General features: G+C 54.1%; 14 protein-coding genes. 2 read left to right on the top strand and 12 right to left on the bottom strand.

Annotated features, from left to right (window positions below; genetic code table 11):
• Window positions 1-5: 5 nt before the first annotated feature.
• The gene (locus HMPREF1323_RS05420; RefSeq protein WP_009433205.1) at window positions 6-764 is read right to left on the bottom strand and encodes a polyprenol monophosphomannose synthase; all 759 of its coding nucleotides are present in this window, start codon (window positions 762-764) and stop codon (window positions 6-8) included.
• Window positions 765-1,874: 1,110 nt separating this feature from the next.
• On the opposite strand from HMPREF1323_RS05420, the gene HMPREF1323_RS05415 reads away from it, so the two are divergent.
• On the top strand, window positions 1,875-3,734 hold the full coding sequence (locus HMPREF1323_RS05415; RefSeq protein WP_044124073.1) for a 2-oxoacid:acceptor oxidoreductase subunit alpha: 1,860 nt from the start codon (window positions 1,875-1,877) through the stop codon (window positions 3,732-3,734).
• 4 nt (window positions 3,735-3,738) lie between these two features.
• The gene (locus tag HMPREF1323_RS05410) at window positions 3,739-4,773 is read left to right on the top strand and encodes a 2-oxoacid:ferredoxin oxidoreductase subunit beta (protein WP_009432890.1); all 1,035 of its coding nucleotides are present in this window, start codon (window positions 3,739-3,741) and stop codon (window positions 4,771-4,773) included.
• An 86-nt stretch (window positions 4,774-4,859) separates the two neighbouring features.
• Here HMPREF1323_RS05410 and gldN read toward each other — a convergent pair whose 3' ends face one another.
• The 11 genes from gldN to HMPREF1323_RS05355 form a co-directional block, all read right to left on the bottom strand.
• Window positions 4,860-5,876 (bottom strand): type IX secretion system ring protein PorN/GldN, encoded by a 1,017-nt coding sequence (gene gldN, locus HMPREF1323_RS05405; protein WP_009433172.1) that lies wholly within the window; start codon window positions 5,874-5,876, stop codon window positions 4,860-4,862.
• Window positions 5,877-5,903: 27 nt separating this feature from the next.
• Window positions 5,904-7,451, bottom strand: coding sequence for a type IX secretion system motor protein PorM/GldM (gldM, locus tag HMPREF1323_RS05400; protein ID WP_009433069.1), 1,548 nt, complete (start codon window positions 7,449-7,451; stop codon window positions 5,904-5,906).
• Window positions 7,452-7,462: 11 nt separating this feature from the next.
• Window positions 7,463-8,101 carry a type IX secretion system motor protein PorL/GldL gene (gene gldL, locus HMPREF1323_RS05395; RefSeq protein ID WP_009433195.1) on the bottom strand — a complete coding sequence of 213 codons (639 nt, stop codon included), beginning with the start codon at window positions 8,099-8,101 and terminating at the stop codon, window positions 7,463-7,465.
• A gap of 32 nt (window positions 8,102-8,133) precedes the next feature.
• Complete coding sequence (locus HMPREF1323_RS05390; RefSeq protein WP_009433212.1) at window positions 8,134-9,567, bottom strand: type IX secretion system lipoprotein PorK/GldK; 1,434 nt, start codon at window positions 9,565-9,567, stop codon at window positions 8,134-8,136.
• Window positions 9,568-9,584: 17 nt separating this feature from the next.
• Window positions 9,585-10,532: a type IX secretion system membrane protein PorP/SprF gene (locus HMPREF1323_RS09105; RefSeq protein WP_083845362.1), complete on the bottom strand. Its 948-nt coding sequence runs from the start codon at window positions 10,530-10,532 to the stop codon at window positions 9,585-9,587.
• A 29-nt stretch (window positions 10,533-10,561) separates the two neighbouring features.
• Window positions 10,562-10,783: a DUF2795 domain-containing protein gene (locus tag HMPREF1323_RS05380; protein ID WP_005467333.1), complete on the bottom strand. Its 222-nt coding sequence runs from the start codon at window positions 10,781-10,783 to the stop codon at window positions 10,562-10,564.
• Between the two features lie 465 nt (window positions 10,784-11,248).
• Entirely contained in the window at window positions 11,249-12,790 is a 1,542-nt protein-coding gene (locus HMPREF1323_RS05375; protein ID WP_009751912.1) for a YifB family Mg chelatase-like AAA ATPase, read from the bottom strand.
• Window positions 12,791-12,838: 48 nt separating this feature from the next.
• A complete protein-coding gene (locus tag HMPREF1323_RS05370) occupies window positions 12,839-13,540 on the bottom strand; it encodes a hypothetical protein (RefSeq protein ID WP_009751909.1) in 702 nt (233 codons plus the stop codon).
• On the bottom strand, window positions 13,527-15,635 hold the full coding sequence (locus HMPREF1323_RS05365; RefSeq protein ID WP_009433139.1) for a GDSL-type esterase/lipase family protein: 2,109 nt from the start codon (window positions 15,633-15,635) through the stop codon (window positions 13,527-13,529). Before HMPREF1323_RS05365 ends, HMPREF1323_RS05370 begins: the two co-directional genes overlap by 14 nt.
• Before the next feature lie 16 nt (window positions 15,636-15,651).
• Window positions 15,652-16,260, bottom strand: a complete 609-nt coding sequence (locus tag HMPREF1323_RS05360) for a DUF4294 domain-containing protein (protein ID WP_009432901.1) — start codon at window positions 16,258-16,260, stop codon at window positions 15,652-15,654.
• A gap of 24 nt (window positions 16,261-16,284) precedes the next feature.
• A complete protein-coding gene (locus HMPREF1323_RS05355; protein WP_009432927.1) occupies window positions 16,285-17,511 on the bottom strand; it encodes an L-serine ammonia-lyase, iron-sulfur-dependent, subunit alpha in 1,227 nt (408 codons plus the stop codon).
• Between the last annotated feature and the right edge of the window lie 637 nt (window positions 17,512-18,148).

Here is an 18,148-nt window from a genome sequence, read left to right as displayed (position 1 = left end):
GGGGGTTAGGCGTTGGTGCTGTGAGTATTCTTGTTGGGGAAGCCCTTGAAGCAGTGCCAGTAGCGGAGCTTGAAGACCCCGAGGAAAGCCTCCTTGAAGATCGAGGTATTCATCTTCGAAGTCCCCAGCACGCGATCCTCGAAGGTAATGGGTACCTCCTTGATCTTGAAGCCAAGACAGTAGGCGGTGTACTTCATCTCGATCTGGAAGGCATAGCCCTTGAAGTGTACTTCGGGAAGGACCATCGTCTCGAGTACTCGGCGACGATAGCAGACGAAGCCAGCCGTCGAGTCCTTGACAGGCATGAAGGTGATGAGGCGCACGTAGAGCGAAGCCCCATAGCTCATGAGGATGCGATCCAGCGGCCAGTTCTTCACACGGCCACCACGGGTATAGCGTGAACCAACGGCTACATCTGCTCCTCCTTCGGCACATGCCTTATAGAGCTCCAGTAGCTTCATCGGAGGGTGGCTGAAGTCACAGTCCATCTCGAAGACATACTCGTAGTCGTGCTGTAGTGACCACTGGAATCCAGCGATGTAGGCTGTGCCGAGCCCGAGCTTGCCCGAGCGCTCCAGGAGATGTACCCGCCCAGGATATTCTGCTTGCTTCTCTCTGACGATGGCTGCGGTGCCGTCGGGCGATCCATCATCGACGATGAGCAGGTGGAAGGGCTGGGGGAGTGCGAGTACGGTGTCGATCATCTGAGCGATGTTCTCCCGCTCGTTGTAGGTGGGTATAATGACTATGCTATCGCTATTCATATTAATATATGGGGATCGACTTCCTGCTGAGGTGGAGTCCAATTCCGAGCCTTTTGGTCGATGTCCAAGGCAAAGATACCAAGATTTGGTTAGTCTTGGACTGAAAAAGTACGATGGACTTGAGGTGATCCTATGATGAAGGCCGCTGTATTTGCGGAGGTCGTTTGATGCGTCGCTATTGAGTGGTGCTTCAAACCAATAGAGGTCTACGATCAAAGCAGTATTGGTGCAAGGGGCAAACCAATAGTGGTATGAGGGGTAAACCCGTATGAGACTGTTGCCGAGAGTACTGCCCTCTATTGTGTGTGCTACGACATCGCACGCCCAGCTCCCCGACATATCTCTCTGAAGTGCTACACAAGCCCTTCGCCTTATCGCGCGTATTCCTCTTATTCAGCGGAGGGAAAAGTGTCCTTCTCGTGAAGGAAAAAGTGCCTTCACGTAGTGGTTTCCCTCTGTCTATGCACGTAGTCTTAAAGACCAGGCACGTAAATCTAAATATCCCCGTACGTAGATATTAGATCCACGTACGTAGCCCAAACTTATCTGCCACTCGTCCACAACTTTTATCCCTACGTGGAGTAACGACCTAATATAGCTCTAGCCACGTACTCATATAGGTTCGCCCGCTGACCACTATTGGTTAGAAACAGACCTCAATAATAGGGGAGGGTATCCCTTATGAATCGGGGCTTAAAGCCTGAAGAAAAGAGGGATTTAATGAGCCAATGTATAGTGAGCTGTCGCTAATTTAATGACCTATTTTCCTCACTTACAGTCCCTGCTTTAAGGAGTTTAAGAACTATTGGAGGCTGCTTTCTAATAGGGATGCCCGAAGCTCTCTGCTGGCTACTCAGTCAGTAGCTGCTATCGCCTTGTGAAGGAGGGGATGCATCCCCTATGCTTATGAAAATAGTTAATTAAGTAGGGGTTTGGTGGGGTGTACTTTATTCGTTAGCTTTGCTTTGCATTTGCAGAACAAAATAAGCAATGGCAGCGCGGCATGTCCTCTATCACTAACGGTACTATTCCTCACCAGAAGACACAACCTCCCATGGGTGGCTTTGGCCGTGCTAACATACGTATTATATAATTTGTAGTAGTAAAGCTATGGACGAACAGAAAGCGGTCAAAACCCTTAAAGACATCGTGATCCGCTTCTCCGGTGACTCGGGGGACGGTATGCAGCTCACAGGGACGATCTTCTCTGACCTCTCCGCCATGACGGGGAACACCATCTCGACACTCCCCGACTTCCCCGCTGAGATCCGCGCCCCACAGGGTACCCTGAGTGGTGTATCTGGATATCAAGTCCAGATCGGCTCTCGCTCGGTACGTACTCCAGGTGAGAATGCGGATATTCTTGTGGCGATGAATCCTGCCGCTCTTAAGGTTAGTGTTAAATACCTTAAGAAGGACTCGATCATCATCATCGACACAGACTCCTTCTCCGCCAACGACCTGCGTAAGGCTGAGTTCCTGACTGAAGATCCCTTCGAAGAACTCGGACTGAAGACTCAGCAGGTCATCCCTGCTCCGATCTCTTCGATCGTGAAGGAAGGTCTTAAGGACTTTGGCCTCGACGCTAAGTCTGCCCTCCGATGCAAGAACATGTTTGCTCTTGGGCTCATCTGCTGGATCTGTGATCGTCCTCTTGGCCCCGCAGAGCAGTTCCTTGACCGTAAGTTCGGTAAGAAGCCTCAGCTCCGTGATGCTAACATCGCATCGCTGAACCACGGCTTTGACTTCGGTGCTAATACCCACGCTTCTGCCAGCATCTTCCGCATCGAAACGCAGAAGCCTGTACCAGGTCGCTACCTCGATATCAATGGTAACAAGGCTACAGCTTACGGGCTGATCGCCGCTTCTGAGCAAGCTGGTCTCGAACTCTTCCTCGGTAGCTATCCTATCACTCCTGCTACGGATATCCTGCATGAGCTCGCTAAGCACAAGGCTCTTGGGGTGAAGACCGTCCAGGCAGAAGACGAAATCGCTGGTATCTGTACCGCTATCGGTGCTTCGTTTGCTGGTGACCTCGCTGTGACGACTACCTCTGGTCCTGGTCTTGCCCTGAAGAGTGAAGCTATTGGTCTGGCTGTGATGGCTGAGCTTCCTCTGGTCATCATCGACGTACAGCGTGGTGGTCCTTCGACAGGTCTTCCTACGAAGAGTGAGCAGACCGACCTGATGCAGGCACTCTATGGCCGCAACGGTGAAGCTCCTATCCCCGTCCTCGCTGCGACGACACCTGATACTTGCTTCCTCTATGCCTACTGGGCTGCTAAGATCGCCGTTGAGCATATGACCCCAGTTATCCTACTTACGGATACCTTCGTCGCTAACGGTTCTTCTGCTTGGCGAATCCCCGACCTCCACGAGTTGCCTACTATCGAGCCTAACTACGTATCTAAGCTCCCCGAAGGTGCTGCTGAAGGCTGGCGTCCGTACTTCCGCAACCCCGAAACAAAGGTTCGCTACTGGGCTGTACCTGGTACCCCAGGCTTTGAGCACCGTCTCGGTGGTCTTGAAAAGAACTTCATAACCAGTGCTATCAGCACGGACGCTGCTAACCATGCCCTCATGGTCAAGACTCGTCAGGAGAAGATTGACTACATCTCTAATGAGCTCCCTCTCCTTGAGGTCGAAGGCGATCAGGATGCCGATACGCTGATCGTCGGTTGGGGCGGTACCTACGGGCACCTCTACGAAGCTTCCCATAAGGTACGTGAGCAGGGCTACAAGATCGCTCATGCCCACTTCGCTTTCATCAACCCTCTGCCTAAGAATACGGAGGAGGTACTGCGCCGTTACAAGAAGGTCATCGTCGCTGAGCAGAATACGGGTATGTTCGCTCGTCACCTGCGTGGTCTGATCGACAACTTCGTGCCTCATCAGTACAACGAGGTGACTGGCCAGCCCTTCAGCCTCTCTCACTTAGTCGAAGAATTCATCAAACTTATCGAAGAATAGCCCTATGGAAACGAATGTAAACCCAGTGAAGTTAGACGCTAAGAGCTTCAAGAGCGACCAGTACGTACGCTGGTGTCCTGGCTGTGGTGACCATGGTGTCTTGGCTACTCTCCAGAAGTCTATGGCCGAGGTGGGTATCTCGACCGAGCAGACGGCAGTCATCTCGGGTATCGGCTGCTCCTCACGTCTGCCCTACTATGTGAACGCCTACGGCTTCCACACGATCCACGGGCGTGCTGCAGCTATCGCTACCGGTCTGAAGACCGCTCGCCCCGACCTCTGTGTATGGATCGCTACGGGTGATGGTGATAGCCTCGCTATCGGTGGTAACCACTTCATCCACGCTATCCGTCGTAATGTAGACCTTAATTTTATCCTCTTCAACAACCGTATCTATGGTCTGACGAAGGGTCAGTATTCACCTACCTCTGAGCGTGGCTTCGTATCAAAGAGCTCGCCCTTCGGTACGGTCGAGGACCCCTTCATTCCGGCGGAGCTTTGCTTCGGTGCACGCGGTCGCTTCTTCGCTCGCTCACTGGATATCGATATGAAGCTCCTCGGGCAGTGTATGGTAGCAAGTGCTCAGCACAAGGGTGCCGCTGTCGTCGAAGTCCTGGTGAACTGTGTGATCTTCAATGACGGTGTGCATAAGGGCGTAGCTCAGCGTGATACGCGTGAAGATCGCTCCATCGTACTTCGCCATGGCGAGAAGATGATCTTCGGTAAGGAGAAGAATAAGGGTATTGTCCTTGATGGCCTTCGCCTAAAGGTCGTGACCATCGGCGAAGATGGCTACACGCTGGATGATGTCCTGACGCACGATGCTCACGAAGTCGATCCTACCCTCCACACGATGCTGGCGATGATGGGTACGAGCGATGATATGCCTGTGGCCTTCGGTATTATCCGTGACGTCGAGGATATTTGCTATGACCAGGCTGTCACGCAGCAGATCGAGGAGGTCCGTGCTCAGAAGCCCGGTATCCGTAAGCTTGAAGATGTCCTGATGAAGGACGCCTATTGGGAAGTAAAGGAATAAGCTACTAAGGCTTATCCTCCGCTATAAGACAGCGCCCCCTCTCCATCGTGGAGAGGGGGCGCTGTCGCTTTATATGTGGGATAGGCTTAGTAGCCTCTACCTCGCGCTGAGCGAGTGATAGGCGTCGAGGATGACTTACTGGTAGAGCTGGCACTGCTATCTGAGGTAGGCTGGCTCTTGGACTTAGGCTTGTTCCCCTTCTTGGGAGACTGCTTCGGCTGATGTAGCGTGCTGTCGGAGATATAGAGCTGCGCCTGGAAGTCTGATAGCTCTCGCTCGATGCGCTCTTGCGCTTTCTTCTGGGCTTCAGGGCTCTGGTACTCTTGGGATAGCGTACGCCCACGTAGGTTCTCCGTCTTGACTATCTCCCCCTTGTAGAGTCCCAAGCGTAAGAAATCAAAGAGCGTACCTCGATAGGCGCTGTTTCCCTCACTTAGTGGGATGAGCCCACTTTGTAGGTAAGGAGCCAGGTCACTGTACTTAACCCAGAATAGGGGGAGGCGTAGCTCTCCATAGTCGCCTACACCTGAGAGGATGGGGCATAGGGCTTCTACTTGCGTTGAGTAGGTAGAGGTCCCTTCATCGAAGATATGTGCTTCCTTGATGTAGTAGCCCTTGACTTCGCTGGATGGGATGCTTTGAGGATCCCCTTTGATATAGCTGATGTGGAAGCGCTCTATGAAATCTTCGAAACTTAGGCGATGTGCCTCATCGAAGCGCTCGGGACCATCAAGGTATTCATATACTGGGAGTCTGCCAGCAGTATAGAGCTGGAAGATCTGTGCGAAGAGGTTTGCCTCTCGCTCAGTAGCTATTTCGGGGCTATAAAGCGGAGCATTAGCAGGCTGCATAAGGTCAAGAGCTCGGTAGATCCCTCGGCGCCAGGCGACCTGATCTGTCGTGATGGTGTCGGAGGATAGGAAGTCCTTAGCGCGCTCAGTGAGCCCATGATTCGTGGCTTGCTCTACGGCTTTCTTTTTCTCTCGTCGCTCCGTCTGCTGAGTACCCTTGCGTACGATAGGGGTACGAGGTGTATCTTGAGCAGAGAGCCCAAGTGAGGAGAGAAGAAGGGATGAGAGGAATATAGTGGTTGTTCGCTTCATTGCTTTCGTAAGATAGGTGGCTTTGGTCTATGCGATGACAAGCTCAAGAGAGGGAAGACGACGCTCGATGCCATCAGGGCCTCGAGCGATGATGTCTGTGATGAAGAGACGACGTCCGTGGGGGGTATTTTGGATGAGGCGTATCTGTCGGTCGGAGAAGTTTGCCCCTTGAGAGGATTCGGGGAGCGCATTGCCCAGAGCATCGAAGGCTAAGAGCTGGAAGCGCAGTACGCTGTAGTTGATATCAAGGAAGGAGTCATCAAGGGCTGCGCGGACACCGCCTGAAGCAAGTAGGGAGCTCTTAGCTATTCGCCCTCCCTTGAATCGGGTGCTTCCGCTCCCCATGCTGATACTGAGATAGGGCATCGGGTCGGGGAGGCTACGTACTCGGAGCTTCGTCTGAGCTACGGGCTGGCTCTTCCCTCCGATGTTGGCTGTCACGGATATGATGACTTCGCTCCCCGCCTTTGTTGGATGAGCGATCCATAGATCTCCCTTTCGGATGAGGCTGCCCGAGGAGCTGGTCGCTGTGATATCTTGGAGTGGAATACCTGGTACAGCTATTTGAATGGGGTTGTCAATCCCTGCATAGAGGACGTTCATCATTGTAGGGGCGATGGTGGCTGTTGGCTCGATCACCGTGTAGCTACTCTCAAAGGGGCTGCGTACGATCGTCCCATCATTCAGCTCAGCCTCTATATGTCCTTTGATCGGGAAGGTGCCGGTCGATGGTGTCGCTAAGCTAACCCTTCCAGCTGAAGAGGAGGGCAAGGCATTCCCTTGGAGATAGATTTTTGGGTGCTTCGTCGTGTCAATGCTGCTGAGTACGATGGCGGCTTGGTAAGGGACGCCGCGTAGGATAATACGGCTGTCTGGGATGACTTGGGCAGTGAGTTTATTGGAGCGATAGTCCGAGGCTCCTATGTTGCGTAGCAGTTCGCTGAGTGTCTCGCCCTCGACATAGCGTAGACTATTCTGCAGCTGGGTTAGCTGAGTGATAGCGGCTATGGCTGGCATGCTCTCAAAGCACTCTTCTTCCCAAGTCTTCCCTTCTCGCCCCTCAGGAGTACTAAGGCGAGAGAGAATCTTACCCTCTGAGTTGGAAGACTTCAGTAGGCTCCCTACCCAGGAGGTATAGCTATTGAGATGCTTGCGGAGCTCCTTCCCCTTGGGATGAATAGGGGCAAGTAATACGACAGAGGCTGCTGATAGATTGTCTCGATGCTGTAGGGAATCGGGGTATGCACCGTGCCCATCAGCTTCGATGGCAATGGCTTCCTTCAACTGCTGGAGGTGCTGATAGAGTGAGTCCGTGCGTCGCTGTAGCTCTTGACTCTGCTCGTAGTACACGCTTGCCTTCGCGGGATTGGTGCTGAAGGCGGCTTGCATGTCCGAGGCCAAGCGCCCATTCTGAGCCTCACTGGCCTCTGTCGCTTGGCGCAGCTCTCCCTCCACTTTGCTGAAGCCATCGAGTACCTCAGGTGATACATTGAGTGCCATCATTGCGATGAAGACAATGTACATGAGGTTGATCATGCGCTGTCTATTAGGATTGCTACCTGTGCCTACTGCCATGCTGAGGAGGGTTACTTCGTGTGAGTCGGTTCGTCAGCCCCTGAGGAGAGTGAGCTGTTAGGGGTATTCATATTCACCGTCAAGGCCTGTAGCATGCGCGCATAGGCTGCATTGAGTTGCTCCAGCTGGCTGATGAGGCGCTCATTCTGTTGGCGGAAGGTCGAGCTATCCTTAGCACCAGCCTCGTACATGGCATGCATGTGCTGTAGGTCTGTGCTGATTCGTTCGATGGTCTCCAGCTGAGCTCTGAGTTCCTTGATTTGGCGCGCATAGACGGCATTGAGCTCAGTGATATTGCTTGTCAAGGTATCGGTATCTCCCTGCCCTTGCTGTGGAAGGTCTGTGGACGTGACTACCAGTTGGTGCTGCTGATGGAGTATAGCTGAAGATAGATATGCTTTGTCGGAAGATTCCGCCTCCTTGCTACCTGTCTCTGGGCGTTCAAATCCCGAGATGAAGAAGACTGCAAACTCAGTGAGCATGCTCACAAGGAGGATCTCATCACCATAGCGTATGTGAAGGAGCTTGAAGAGCGCGCCTAAGATGACGAAGGCAGCTCCCCAGGAGTAGAAGTAGTTGAGTATACGCTTCCCTCGCTGGCTGGCGAGGAAGCGCTCAAGACGACGTATAGGGCTAAGGCGCTTGGACATAGGTGGGTGACTTAACACAAAATAGGAGCTAACTACTTACTGAACTCGACAGCCGAGCGTACACAGCGGAAGCCTATGTAGGAGTGTGCTGCATTCTGTGGAGCCTTCGTGCGATTATTGGCGCGTATATAGCGGGCTATATCCTTCCACGAGCCGCCCTTGATGACCTTGAGGGTGCGGTCAATACTATCCTTATAGTCTGCTTGATAGGATAGCTCGGGGTTCACATCATTTATGAGCTTGAGTCCTGCAGGAGTCCAGGTCGTACTGGTCCATTCGGCCACATTACCAGCCATGTCAAAGAGCCCAAAGTCATTGGGTGGGTAGGAGGATACGCGTGCCGTGATCAGATGCTTGTCTGCCGTGTAGTCACCGTCGCCAGGCTTGAAGTTGCCCACGAAGCATCCGTCACATGAGCGTACCTCGGCATTGCCCCAGGGGTAGCTGATGCTTGAGTTACCCATTCGTGCGGCATATTCCCATTCGGCTTCGGTCGGGAGGCGGAATTCCTCTACGATCTGACCCTCGGGGAGCTTGAGGCCCTTCTTGTAGGAGATGGTGCGCCAAGCGCAGTAGGCCTGCGCTTGCTCCCAAGTAACTCCCACGACAGGATAGTCATTATACCCTGGATGGCTGAAGTACTTGGTGGTGTAAATGGCATTAGTTGACTGGGGAAAATCATTGACCCAGACGGTCTCGTCGGGAAGGACGGGTACGATATAGGTACTGAGAAAGTCGTACTCGCTACGCAGCGGACGGGTGAGCGTCTCGCGGACGATCTTGCCAGAGGTGTCTATGTAAGCCGTGTCCTTGGAGATGAGGACGGTCTCGGGTCGCTTCTTCTCCCATTGTGGATTGCCCTGTGCTTCGCGTAGCTGATTACGCCATAGGGCTGCCGCACGATGGTCATAGCGCTCGTAGCGGTAGTAGAGCTGCGTAGGATCCAGCTTCTTCTCTCCTGTGACAGGATTGGTGTAGTAGATACTTTGCAGGGCACGTAGCTCCTCCTCTGTAGCTCGCTTCTCCGAGGGAATAGGGCGGCTCCAGTCCAGATGAGGTGTGGTGGGCTCTCCGTCTTTGTCTTCTGTGATCTTGTAGCTCTCGTCACCACCATAGGCCGGGTCTGCTAAGCGCTCACGTAGTATCGAGTCTCGTACGTAATATACGAATTGGCGATACTGCGCATTCGTCACCTCGGTACGATCCATCCAAAAGGCTTCGACTGATATGCCTCGGCTCACGGCAGGCGTTCCCCAGAGACTGTCAGCCTTAGCTTCTCCAAGAAGTACATGTCCGCGGGGGATATGCACCATCCCATGCGGAGCTGGCTCATTCCACGATGCTAAGCGAGCGGTAGCTACTCCTCCCATGGATGTGGGATGTGAGGAGCCACAGGAGCAGACTGCAGAGCATAGGATGAAGGCGGTACTAAATTGGGTAAGTCGAAGTGGTAGGGGATGGGTCATGAGTATTGTGTCATTTCTCAGAGCAGCCGAATACTCTTGTATCGGGGCTCTGTGTGCTTAGTCCTCCCATGAGGGAGTGTATAGCCGAGGAGTAGCTCGTGGTAAAAGCTACTTGATCGGGTGGAACGCTCGACTTGATAGCCTAGGGATAGCTCTCCGAGGCGAAGGCGGGTGTGAAGACCAAGAGCTTCGCCTTGGCGATAGGAGCTACCGAGGGCAATGCGAGCGTGGTACCATAGCGTACCTCGTACCTCCGATCGCCACTTCTCATCTTGGCTATAAGAGCCCCAGATGGCAGGGATAAAGGCCCAAGCTACAGCGGAGCCTATGTGGTAGCTAAGTGTGGCACTGTAGAGCGGAGGCAGCTGCGCTATATAGCGTTCACCGATGCGAGTGTGCACTCCGAAGAGGTCAGTCACAGCAATACCCGCAGAGAGGCGCTCTCCATAGTACTGTAGGCCTAAGCTAAGACCGAGTGCCTTGCCCTCGCTCTTTGTCGTAGGGAGCTCACTATTGGTGATACCTTCTTCAAGGGCTTTCTTCCCATCGAAGGTAAGACGGTGCAGCGCACCTTCCACACCTAATTGTAGGCGCTTCCCCTCGGATAAGGGTAGGCAAGCGCTCCCTCGTAGGGAGAAGGTCGAATGCTCCCACAGGTCTTGCTGGTGGTGTAGGAGCTGAGCTCCCACTACATGGCGCCCACCGAGGAGTTCCAGAGGTAGGTCTGTAAGGAGTAGGTAGTAGCTGTGTCGATGGTCTTCTCTTCCCCACAGGCCTGCTATTTGTCCTGTACCCAGAGGGGCTAAGGCTGCAGGATTGTAGTAGCCTAAAGCTTCATCCCACTGGCGAACTAAAGGGCGTGACTGGGATGCGACTGGCTGCGCTAAGAATAAAAGAAGGGCAAGACAACCCACGAGACCGAGGTCTCTACCCCTACGACCATAGGTGAAGGTTGTCTTGCCCATCGGATTTATAGCCTCCGAAGTGAGGCTCACTAATATTCTTCTTCGTCGAAGAAGAAGTCTTCCTTACTTGGGTAGTCGGGCCAGATATCTTCGATGGATTCGTATAGCTCGCCCTCATCCTCCATTTCCTGGAGGTTCTCAATGACTTCGATGGGGGCGCCAGAGCGCTGGGCGTAGTCGATGAGTTCGTCACGGCTTGCGGGCCATGGTGCATCTTCGAGCTTGGATGCCAGTTCTAATGTCCAGTACATAGCTGATTGGTTTGTGTATAAGTCGTTATGTGCTTAGCGAATATCAGCCGCAAAAATACGAATTATTCATTAGGTAGCCTATGGATTAGGCTACGATACCAAAATACTAACTATTCCGCTGCTTCCCACCGTGATTTTACTCTACCTCCACTCACATTATCAGGTGTTTCGACCTCAGAGAGCACACGGTTGGGTACCCCTCTATATTGCGGTAAGTGAAGCTCGTCGGGAGTGATCTGATGAAGGGGGAAATCAACCAGTACTGGTCAGCGAGCGAACCAGTACTGGTCACCTATGCCTACCAGTACTGGTCGAAGTCGTGACCAGTACTGCTCCGCGCAGTGATCAGTACTACTTCGTTTTTATAGGTATAGAGCTTCGGAGTAGCTCTCTCTCTATGAGACTACTCTGATGGCTTGAGAGGAATGGCGGTAAAAGTTCGTGAGGGTGGAGGAGGTGCTGGAGCTACCGCTGCCCCCAAGAGGCGCGGTCAAGACTGCGGTAGTGAATGGCCTCGGCGATGTGCTCCTTGCGGATCTCTTCGGAGCCAGCAAGGTCAGCGATAGTACGAGCTACCTTGAGGATGCGGTCGTAGGCACGTGCCGACAGATCCAATCGCTCCATAGCGAGACGGAGCTTCTCCAGCCCTTCGGCATCGGGGCGAGCAAAGAGCTGCATAAGCCGTGGCGTCATCTGCGCATTGCAGTGTACCTCGGGATAGGGGGCGAAGCGGCGAGTCTGTATCTCACGTGCGGCTAAGACACGCTCTCGGATGCACTCACTACTCTCTGAGGGGCGGGCATCGGAGAGCTTCTCAAAGTCCACGGGGACGATCTCTACCTGCAGGTCGATACGGTCAAGCAGAGGGCCTGATACCTTCCCCAGATAGCGTTGCACTTGCTGTGGGGTGCATTCGCAGGCGTGGGTCGGGTGGTTGTAGTAGCCGCAAGGGCACGGATTCATCGCTGCTACCAGCATGAAGCTGGCGGGGTAGTCTACGGTATAGCGAGCTCGAGCTACTGTCACGACACGCTCCTCCAGTGGCTGACGCATGACCTCTAAGACATTGCGGCTGAACTCCGGAAGCTCGTCTAAGAAAAGCACTCCATTGTGTGCCAAGCTAATCTCTCCAGGCTGGGGATTGCTCCCACCACCGACCAGTGCGACGGGCGAAATGGAGTGGTGTGGGGCACGGAAGGGGCGTGTCGTCATCAAGGTGACGTCCTTACCCAGTTTCCCTGCTACCGAATAGATCTTCGTTGTCTCAAGGCTTTCACCGAGCGTGAAGGGCGGAAGGATGCTGGGCAGTCGCTTTGCCATCATAGACTTTCCGCTCCCTGGGGCACCAATCATCAGGAGGTTGTGACCGCCAGCTGCCGCGACTTCGAGTGCTCGCTTCACGGTTTCTTGTCCCTTGACCTCGGAGAAGTCAAAGGTCTCGCTCTCTATCCCTCGATAGAATTCTCCACGTGTGTCGACCTCGACGATGGGGAGAGTCGCCTCTCCTGTCAGCATCCCGATGACATCGCGCAGGGTGCGGGCAGCATGCACCTCAAGCTTATTGACGACGGCAGCCTCCCGAGCATTGGCTTCGGGAAGAATGAAGCCGCGGTAGCCTTCACTACGGGCTTGGATGGCTATGGGTAGGGCTCCATGGATAGGGCGAACCGCTCCATCGAGGGAGAGTTCGCCCATGATCATATAGTGCTCAAGTAGGTCGGAGGGGATCTGTCCGTCAGCAGCTAAGAGTCCGATCGCAAGAGGTAGGTCATAGGCTGCCCCCTCTTTGCGTAGGTCAGCAGGGCTCATATTGATGACAATGCGCTTCCCAGGGAACTTGTATCCGCTACTCTCGATGGCCGAGATGATGCGGTCTTGACTCTCCTTGATAGCCGTGTCGGGGAGGCCGACAAGCTGGAAGTAAGAGCCACGAGTACAGCTTACCTCTATCGTCACCGTACGAGCTTGGATGCTCTGTAGGGCTGCAGCGTAGGTCTTGACAAGCATGGTGGTATAGATGTTGGGTAGGGGAATGGTGTTTGTGTTGCGGTGAGGTCAGTGCCGCTTGATTCGCCCTAAGGTATCGATCTGGAAGCGCACGGGTCGGTCGTTCCCTTGTACGCCGTACTCCCTTCGCAGTCGAGAGACTAAGCCTAAGCTATCAGAGAAAGCGATACCTCGTAGACTGTCACGGCGGAATTGACCTCGGGCTGCGCTATCAGACGGCGTAGGGTAGAGGATGACGAACTGGAGGCTGTCGGGACGAGCCTTGGCTTGCAGCCCCTCCTGCTCTCGGCGGGTGAGGCTTTTCAATCCCTCAGGCGAAGCAAATACAAGCTCAACGCTGTGATGCGCATAGAGCTCGGAGATTCTGTGGGACTTTCCCTGCAGGTCAACCCCTTCAAAGGGAAGGACGCTCGTGAGCCTTGTCGTGTCGACCTGCATCGTCGTCACTTCCTTCCATGTCTTCCCCTGAAGCATATAGTAATGTACGCGCGTAGCACCGTCATGTGAGAAGATGACCGAGTGGAAGCGTGCGGTGTCGGGCGAGAGGTGGATCGTCGGATCGAAGTGAAGTAGAGTGTCGGTCTGCTGTCCCTCGTGTCCTAAGTAGGTTACCCAAGCGATGGTGTCGCTGGGGGCTAACTTATCCAGCTTGATCGTAAGCTCAGGGTTGGACGAAGAGCAGGAGTATAGACCAGCTAAGAGGCTGGTAGCCGTGAGGGCAAGTAGAGAGCGTAGCTTATTGAGCGTCATGAGCATTGGTCTTGAGGTCAATGGTGAAGGTGCTTACGGGGAGACCCGTAGCGCCCGTGAGGTTAGCATCTGAGTAAGGACGCCATGCGTAGCGTAGACGCCAGAGGTCTTTCCCTCGGAGTGTAGGAGGGAGCTGGAGCGTGACTGTTGCACCCTCCAGAGAGCCCGTGAGTGGATGAGTCTTCCCGTCGTAGGTGAGGACTTCGAAGCCTCTCAGCTCTTTCGCATCGGATGTGCGTAGCTCTGAGGTGCCTGCAAACGTGAGTTGAAGTACTTGCGCTTCCTGGCTTACACTGAGTAGCTCGGGGCTACGTGCTTCGAGGGAGCGGTAGCCGTATTGTCCAGAGAGAGCGAGCAGTGCCAAGCGATGTCCTATGGGATACTTAATGGTAGGGTGGACATCCGCCTTGTCTCCGTGGTCCATTGAGACAACCATATCTATTCCTTGACTTGGCCGAGCAAGGCGTCGCTGGCTATCGCGGAAGGCGGGCCAAGAAGGGCGGTTGATCGAGGAGAGCTGGACATAATAGAAGGGGAGGGTAGCACCGAAGGTCTTACGCCAACTATTGACAAGCAGAGGGAAGAGTTGCTGATGTGCCTCGATGTTATGAGCGTTGGACTCTCCTTGATACCAGATAACCCCTCGGAATGTGTAGCTGGAGAGTGGACGGATCCCCGTATCGTAGAGATAAGTCGGAGCGTAGGGGTGGCGCGCAAGAGGTGTGTCTCGTGCTTGGAGGTTCTGCCCAGCGCGCTCACGTACCCATGGCATGATGAAGTCATTCTTCCTCCATTGGCGCAGGATCGCAGGGAGCTCCTGCTCAAGCGTGGCGCGGTCAATCCACGCCTCCGTGGGAGAGCCACCGATGGCATTGACTACGATACCGATGGGTATCTGGAGGCTATCTCTCAGCTCACGAGCGAAGTGATAGGCGATCGCTGAGATGTTGGTCTTGGATGGACGGGCTCCTTCCCAGGTAGCAGGGCGGTAGTAGCGGAGCTGATCCAGTGAGTCTAAGAAGCTCACAGGCCAAGCTGTGGCAGTCGTCTCGTGGGCGGGCTGCATGTTGTAGATGCGCAGCATGCTGTCAGGCTGTATGGGACGATGCTCCTTATCCGTACTTTGACTGAGCATGAAAGCCATGTTGGACTGCCCAGAGCAGAGCCACACTTCCCCTACATAGACGTTGCTAAGCTTGATCTTTCGCTTACTCTGTGGTGTACTTACCTCAAGGCTATAGGGCCCGCCAGCTGATTGAGCTGGGAGTGTGATAGCCCAAGAGCCGAGATGATTAGCCTTCGCCTTCCCGCTCCAGCCATGGAAGGAGAGCGTGACAAGTTCCCCTGCATTAGCTTTCCCTCGGATGGTCAGTGGACGCTGGCGCTGCAGGACCATCCCATCAGAATAGATGGCTGGGAGCTGTAGTCCTCCGAAGTCACCCGAGATAGCTTGGTAGGCAGTCTCTGCGAGGAAGTGCATGCCAGCTGCTACGGGGTGCACTGCATCGGGGAAGTAATGAGGGTAGGGATAGAGTGGCGTGTGGAAGTCAATAAGCTCAACATCTGCACTCTTAGCCACCTGCTCAATGGCTTGCTGTATCTGCAGCTGCCAGTCTCGAGTACCCGACTCGAAGCGCGGGTGCTCCACACCAATGGGTGTCGTACGAGCGATGAGGATACGTACCTGTGGATTGACGGCGCGTAGGGTATCGATGAGATGGTGATAATCGGGGATGAACTCATCCTGATAGTTCGGCCAATTGCGAGGATCCGTGTCATTGACCCCGAGATGAATCACGGCGATGTCTGGGCGGAAAGCCAGAGCCTTCTTGTACTCCTCCTGCTGGAAGTAGGGGCGATGCCCCGGAGCGAGCAGTGTCGCTCCGGACTTTCCGAAGTTCTCTACCAGGTACTTTGCCCCCAGCTTCTGCTGCAGGAGGACGGGGTAGGCTTCGTGCTCACGGTCTGCGAGTCCATAGCCGTAGGTGATGCTATTGCCGATGCAGGCTACGCGGATAGGGCCTTTGGACTTCGCAGAAGTGGTGAAGCTGAGGCCTAAGAAGAGGGATAGGTAAAGGCCGTATTTAATTCTCATGCTGAATTGCTTGTCGTCAGAGTATGCGCTGATCGTAGAGGCGGACGATACGTTCGGTGAGTGCATCGTCGGGATCTGTCTGGGGACGGTAAGTGGCCTTCAGGCTGGCACCTGTGATACGGGCAAAGACCTGCCAAGTCCAAGCCTTGAAGCCCCCGAGGAAGGCTTGGACGAGCTCATAGCCCGTCATGCCGCACTGTCGGTTGATTAGCTTGATGAGGAGCTTCCCCTGGTTGAGGGTCAGGTCCTTCATCTTAGGTTCCATATCTTCCTTGAGTTCCTTCTCGACTCGCTTGAGGTGGGGCTCTTGCTCCTTCTCGGGCAGGGTCTGCATATATTCGTAGGTCTCGATGATCGTGGCCGCTACGTATTTGGCGTAGGGATAGACCTTCTTGACATCACGTATGCGCCGCCAGAGCTGCCGTCGCTCCTCGATGGTGAGGGGACGGACAGTACGATTGGCGGAGATATATACCTCGGTAAACTGGATCACCAAAAGGCTGTCATTGACAGCCCGACTCACTGAGTCTGTGCGAGGAGCTTGTCCATGAAGCTCCATACTCACTCCACCGAGAGCGAGGAGAAGTGAAGTTGATAGGCTGAGGATGACAGAGCGAGGCGACATAGTGAACTCTTTAGGTAGTGGTTATTACCAGGGGCGAGGAGGCTTCTTGGCTGAGTATTCAGTAGCGAGACCACCAGCAGAAGTCTCTCTGTAGAGGCTGGGAAGATCATGCCCCGTCTTGCGCATCACCTCGACGACCTGGTCGAAGCTCACGCGATGACGCCCATCGCTGAAGGTCCCATAGGTGTTGGCATCTAAGGCACGAGCAGCAGCGAAGGCATTACGCTCAATGCAGGGGATCTGGACGAGTCCGCATACAGGATCGCAGGTGAGGCCTAAGTGATGCTCCAGCGCCATCTCTGCAGAGTACTCGATCTGGAGGTTGGAGCCACCGAAGAGCTGGCTGGCGGCAGCGGCTCCCATAGCACAGGCTACGCCGATCTCACCCTGGCATCCGACTTCTGCGCCCGAGATGGAGGCATTGGTGCGTACTACATTTGCGAAGAGGCCTGCGGTAGCTAAGGCACGCAGGATACTTTGCTCGGGGAAGTTGCGGCTCGTCTTGAGGTGATAGAGTACCGCGGGGACTACACCACAGCTCCCACAAGTCGGCGCCGTAGCGACACGTCCGCCTGATGCATTGTGCTCGCTGACAGCGAGCGCATAGGCATAGACGAGGCCTCTATTCTTGATACTGGCAGAGCCGTAGCCCTCGGCCTTGACCTTGTAGAGAGCAGCTTTGCGTCGCAGACCCAAGCCTCCAGGGAGGACACCTTCTGCATTTAGTCCCGAATGGATGGCTTGCTGCATGACGTCCCAAATCTTGGCCAGATAGTCCCAGATCTCAGGGCCCTCGTAGTGCTCTACATACTCCCAGTAGGTCGTATCTTCCTCATGCAGGCGGTGCATGATATCTACGATACGGCTATCAGGATAGATGGTCGCAGAGCGCTGCTCGTTGAAGTCTTCATTGGCGAGCGTCCCACCACCGATGCTGAAGACTGTATAGGTGTCGAGGAGCTTGCCCGCATCATCAAAGCCCTCGAACTTCATCCCATTAGGGTGGAAGGGGAGGATGATATCAGGTTTCCACAGAATCTCCGTGGGGGCTACAGGCGTCAGTGTCTCGAGGATAGCAGCATCAGTCATGTGCCCCTTGCCTGTAGCCGCCAGGCTCCCATAGAGCGTGACGTCGTAGCGCTTGGCTTGAGGACAACGGTCTCTGAACTGCTCGGCGGCACGTCGCGGCCCCATGGTGTGGCTACTGCTGGGGCCACTCCCGATACGGAATATCTGCTTGATTGTCTCCATTAAAATTATAATCAGGCTCCACTGCGGAGCAGGGAGCTGGTGACGAGTGCTTAGTACGCACGCTATCCCAAAGATACAAAATCTTATACCTCGGCCTGTTTCACTCACCGGACTCCTATCATAACGCTCTAAATCGTCTATAGAGTCTACCCAGATTTGCTTCTAAGAATGAGCACCTTCCCAAGCAGATTGGGGTGGGCTTATCTAAGTTTTAGGTGCGTAGTGGTAAGTGGTTGGTAGATTGGATTGTATGGAGATGGAGTTTGTGCCACTATTAATGGTGGGTATGAAGCGTTATTGGTTCGTACCCAAACGAATAGTAGTTCGGTATACAAACCAATATTGCTTTGCATTCATTCCTATATTGGAGACGGTTGCCTATAGTCCCGCCCTCTATTTAGAGTGCTAAGGCATCGTATGCTAAGTCCCCCGATATACCTCTCCGAAGTGATACATGAGCCCTTCGCTTTATCGCGCCTATTCCTCTTATCCAGCGGAGGGAAAAGAACCATTCTCGTGAAGAAAAAAGCGCCTTCCTGTAGTGGCTTTTCCCCATCTACGTACGTAGTCTTAAAGACCAGGCATGTAAATCCAAATATCCACGTACGTAGATATTAGAGCCACGTATGTAGTCCAA

Source organism: Porphyromonas sp. oral taxon 279 str. F0450, assembly GCF_000292995.1.
Lineage (GTDB): Bacteria > Bacteroidota > Bacteroidia > Bacteroidales > Porphyromonadaceae > Porphyromonas > Porphyromonas pasteri.
The sequence above is the reverse complement of the archived record's forward strand: the minus strand, read 5'-3'. Positions and strand labels throughout refer to the sequence as shown.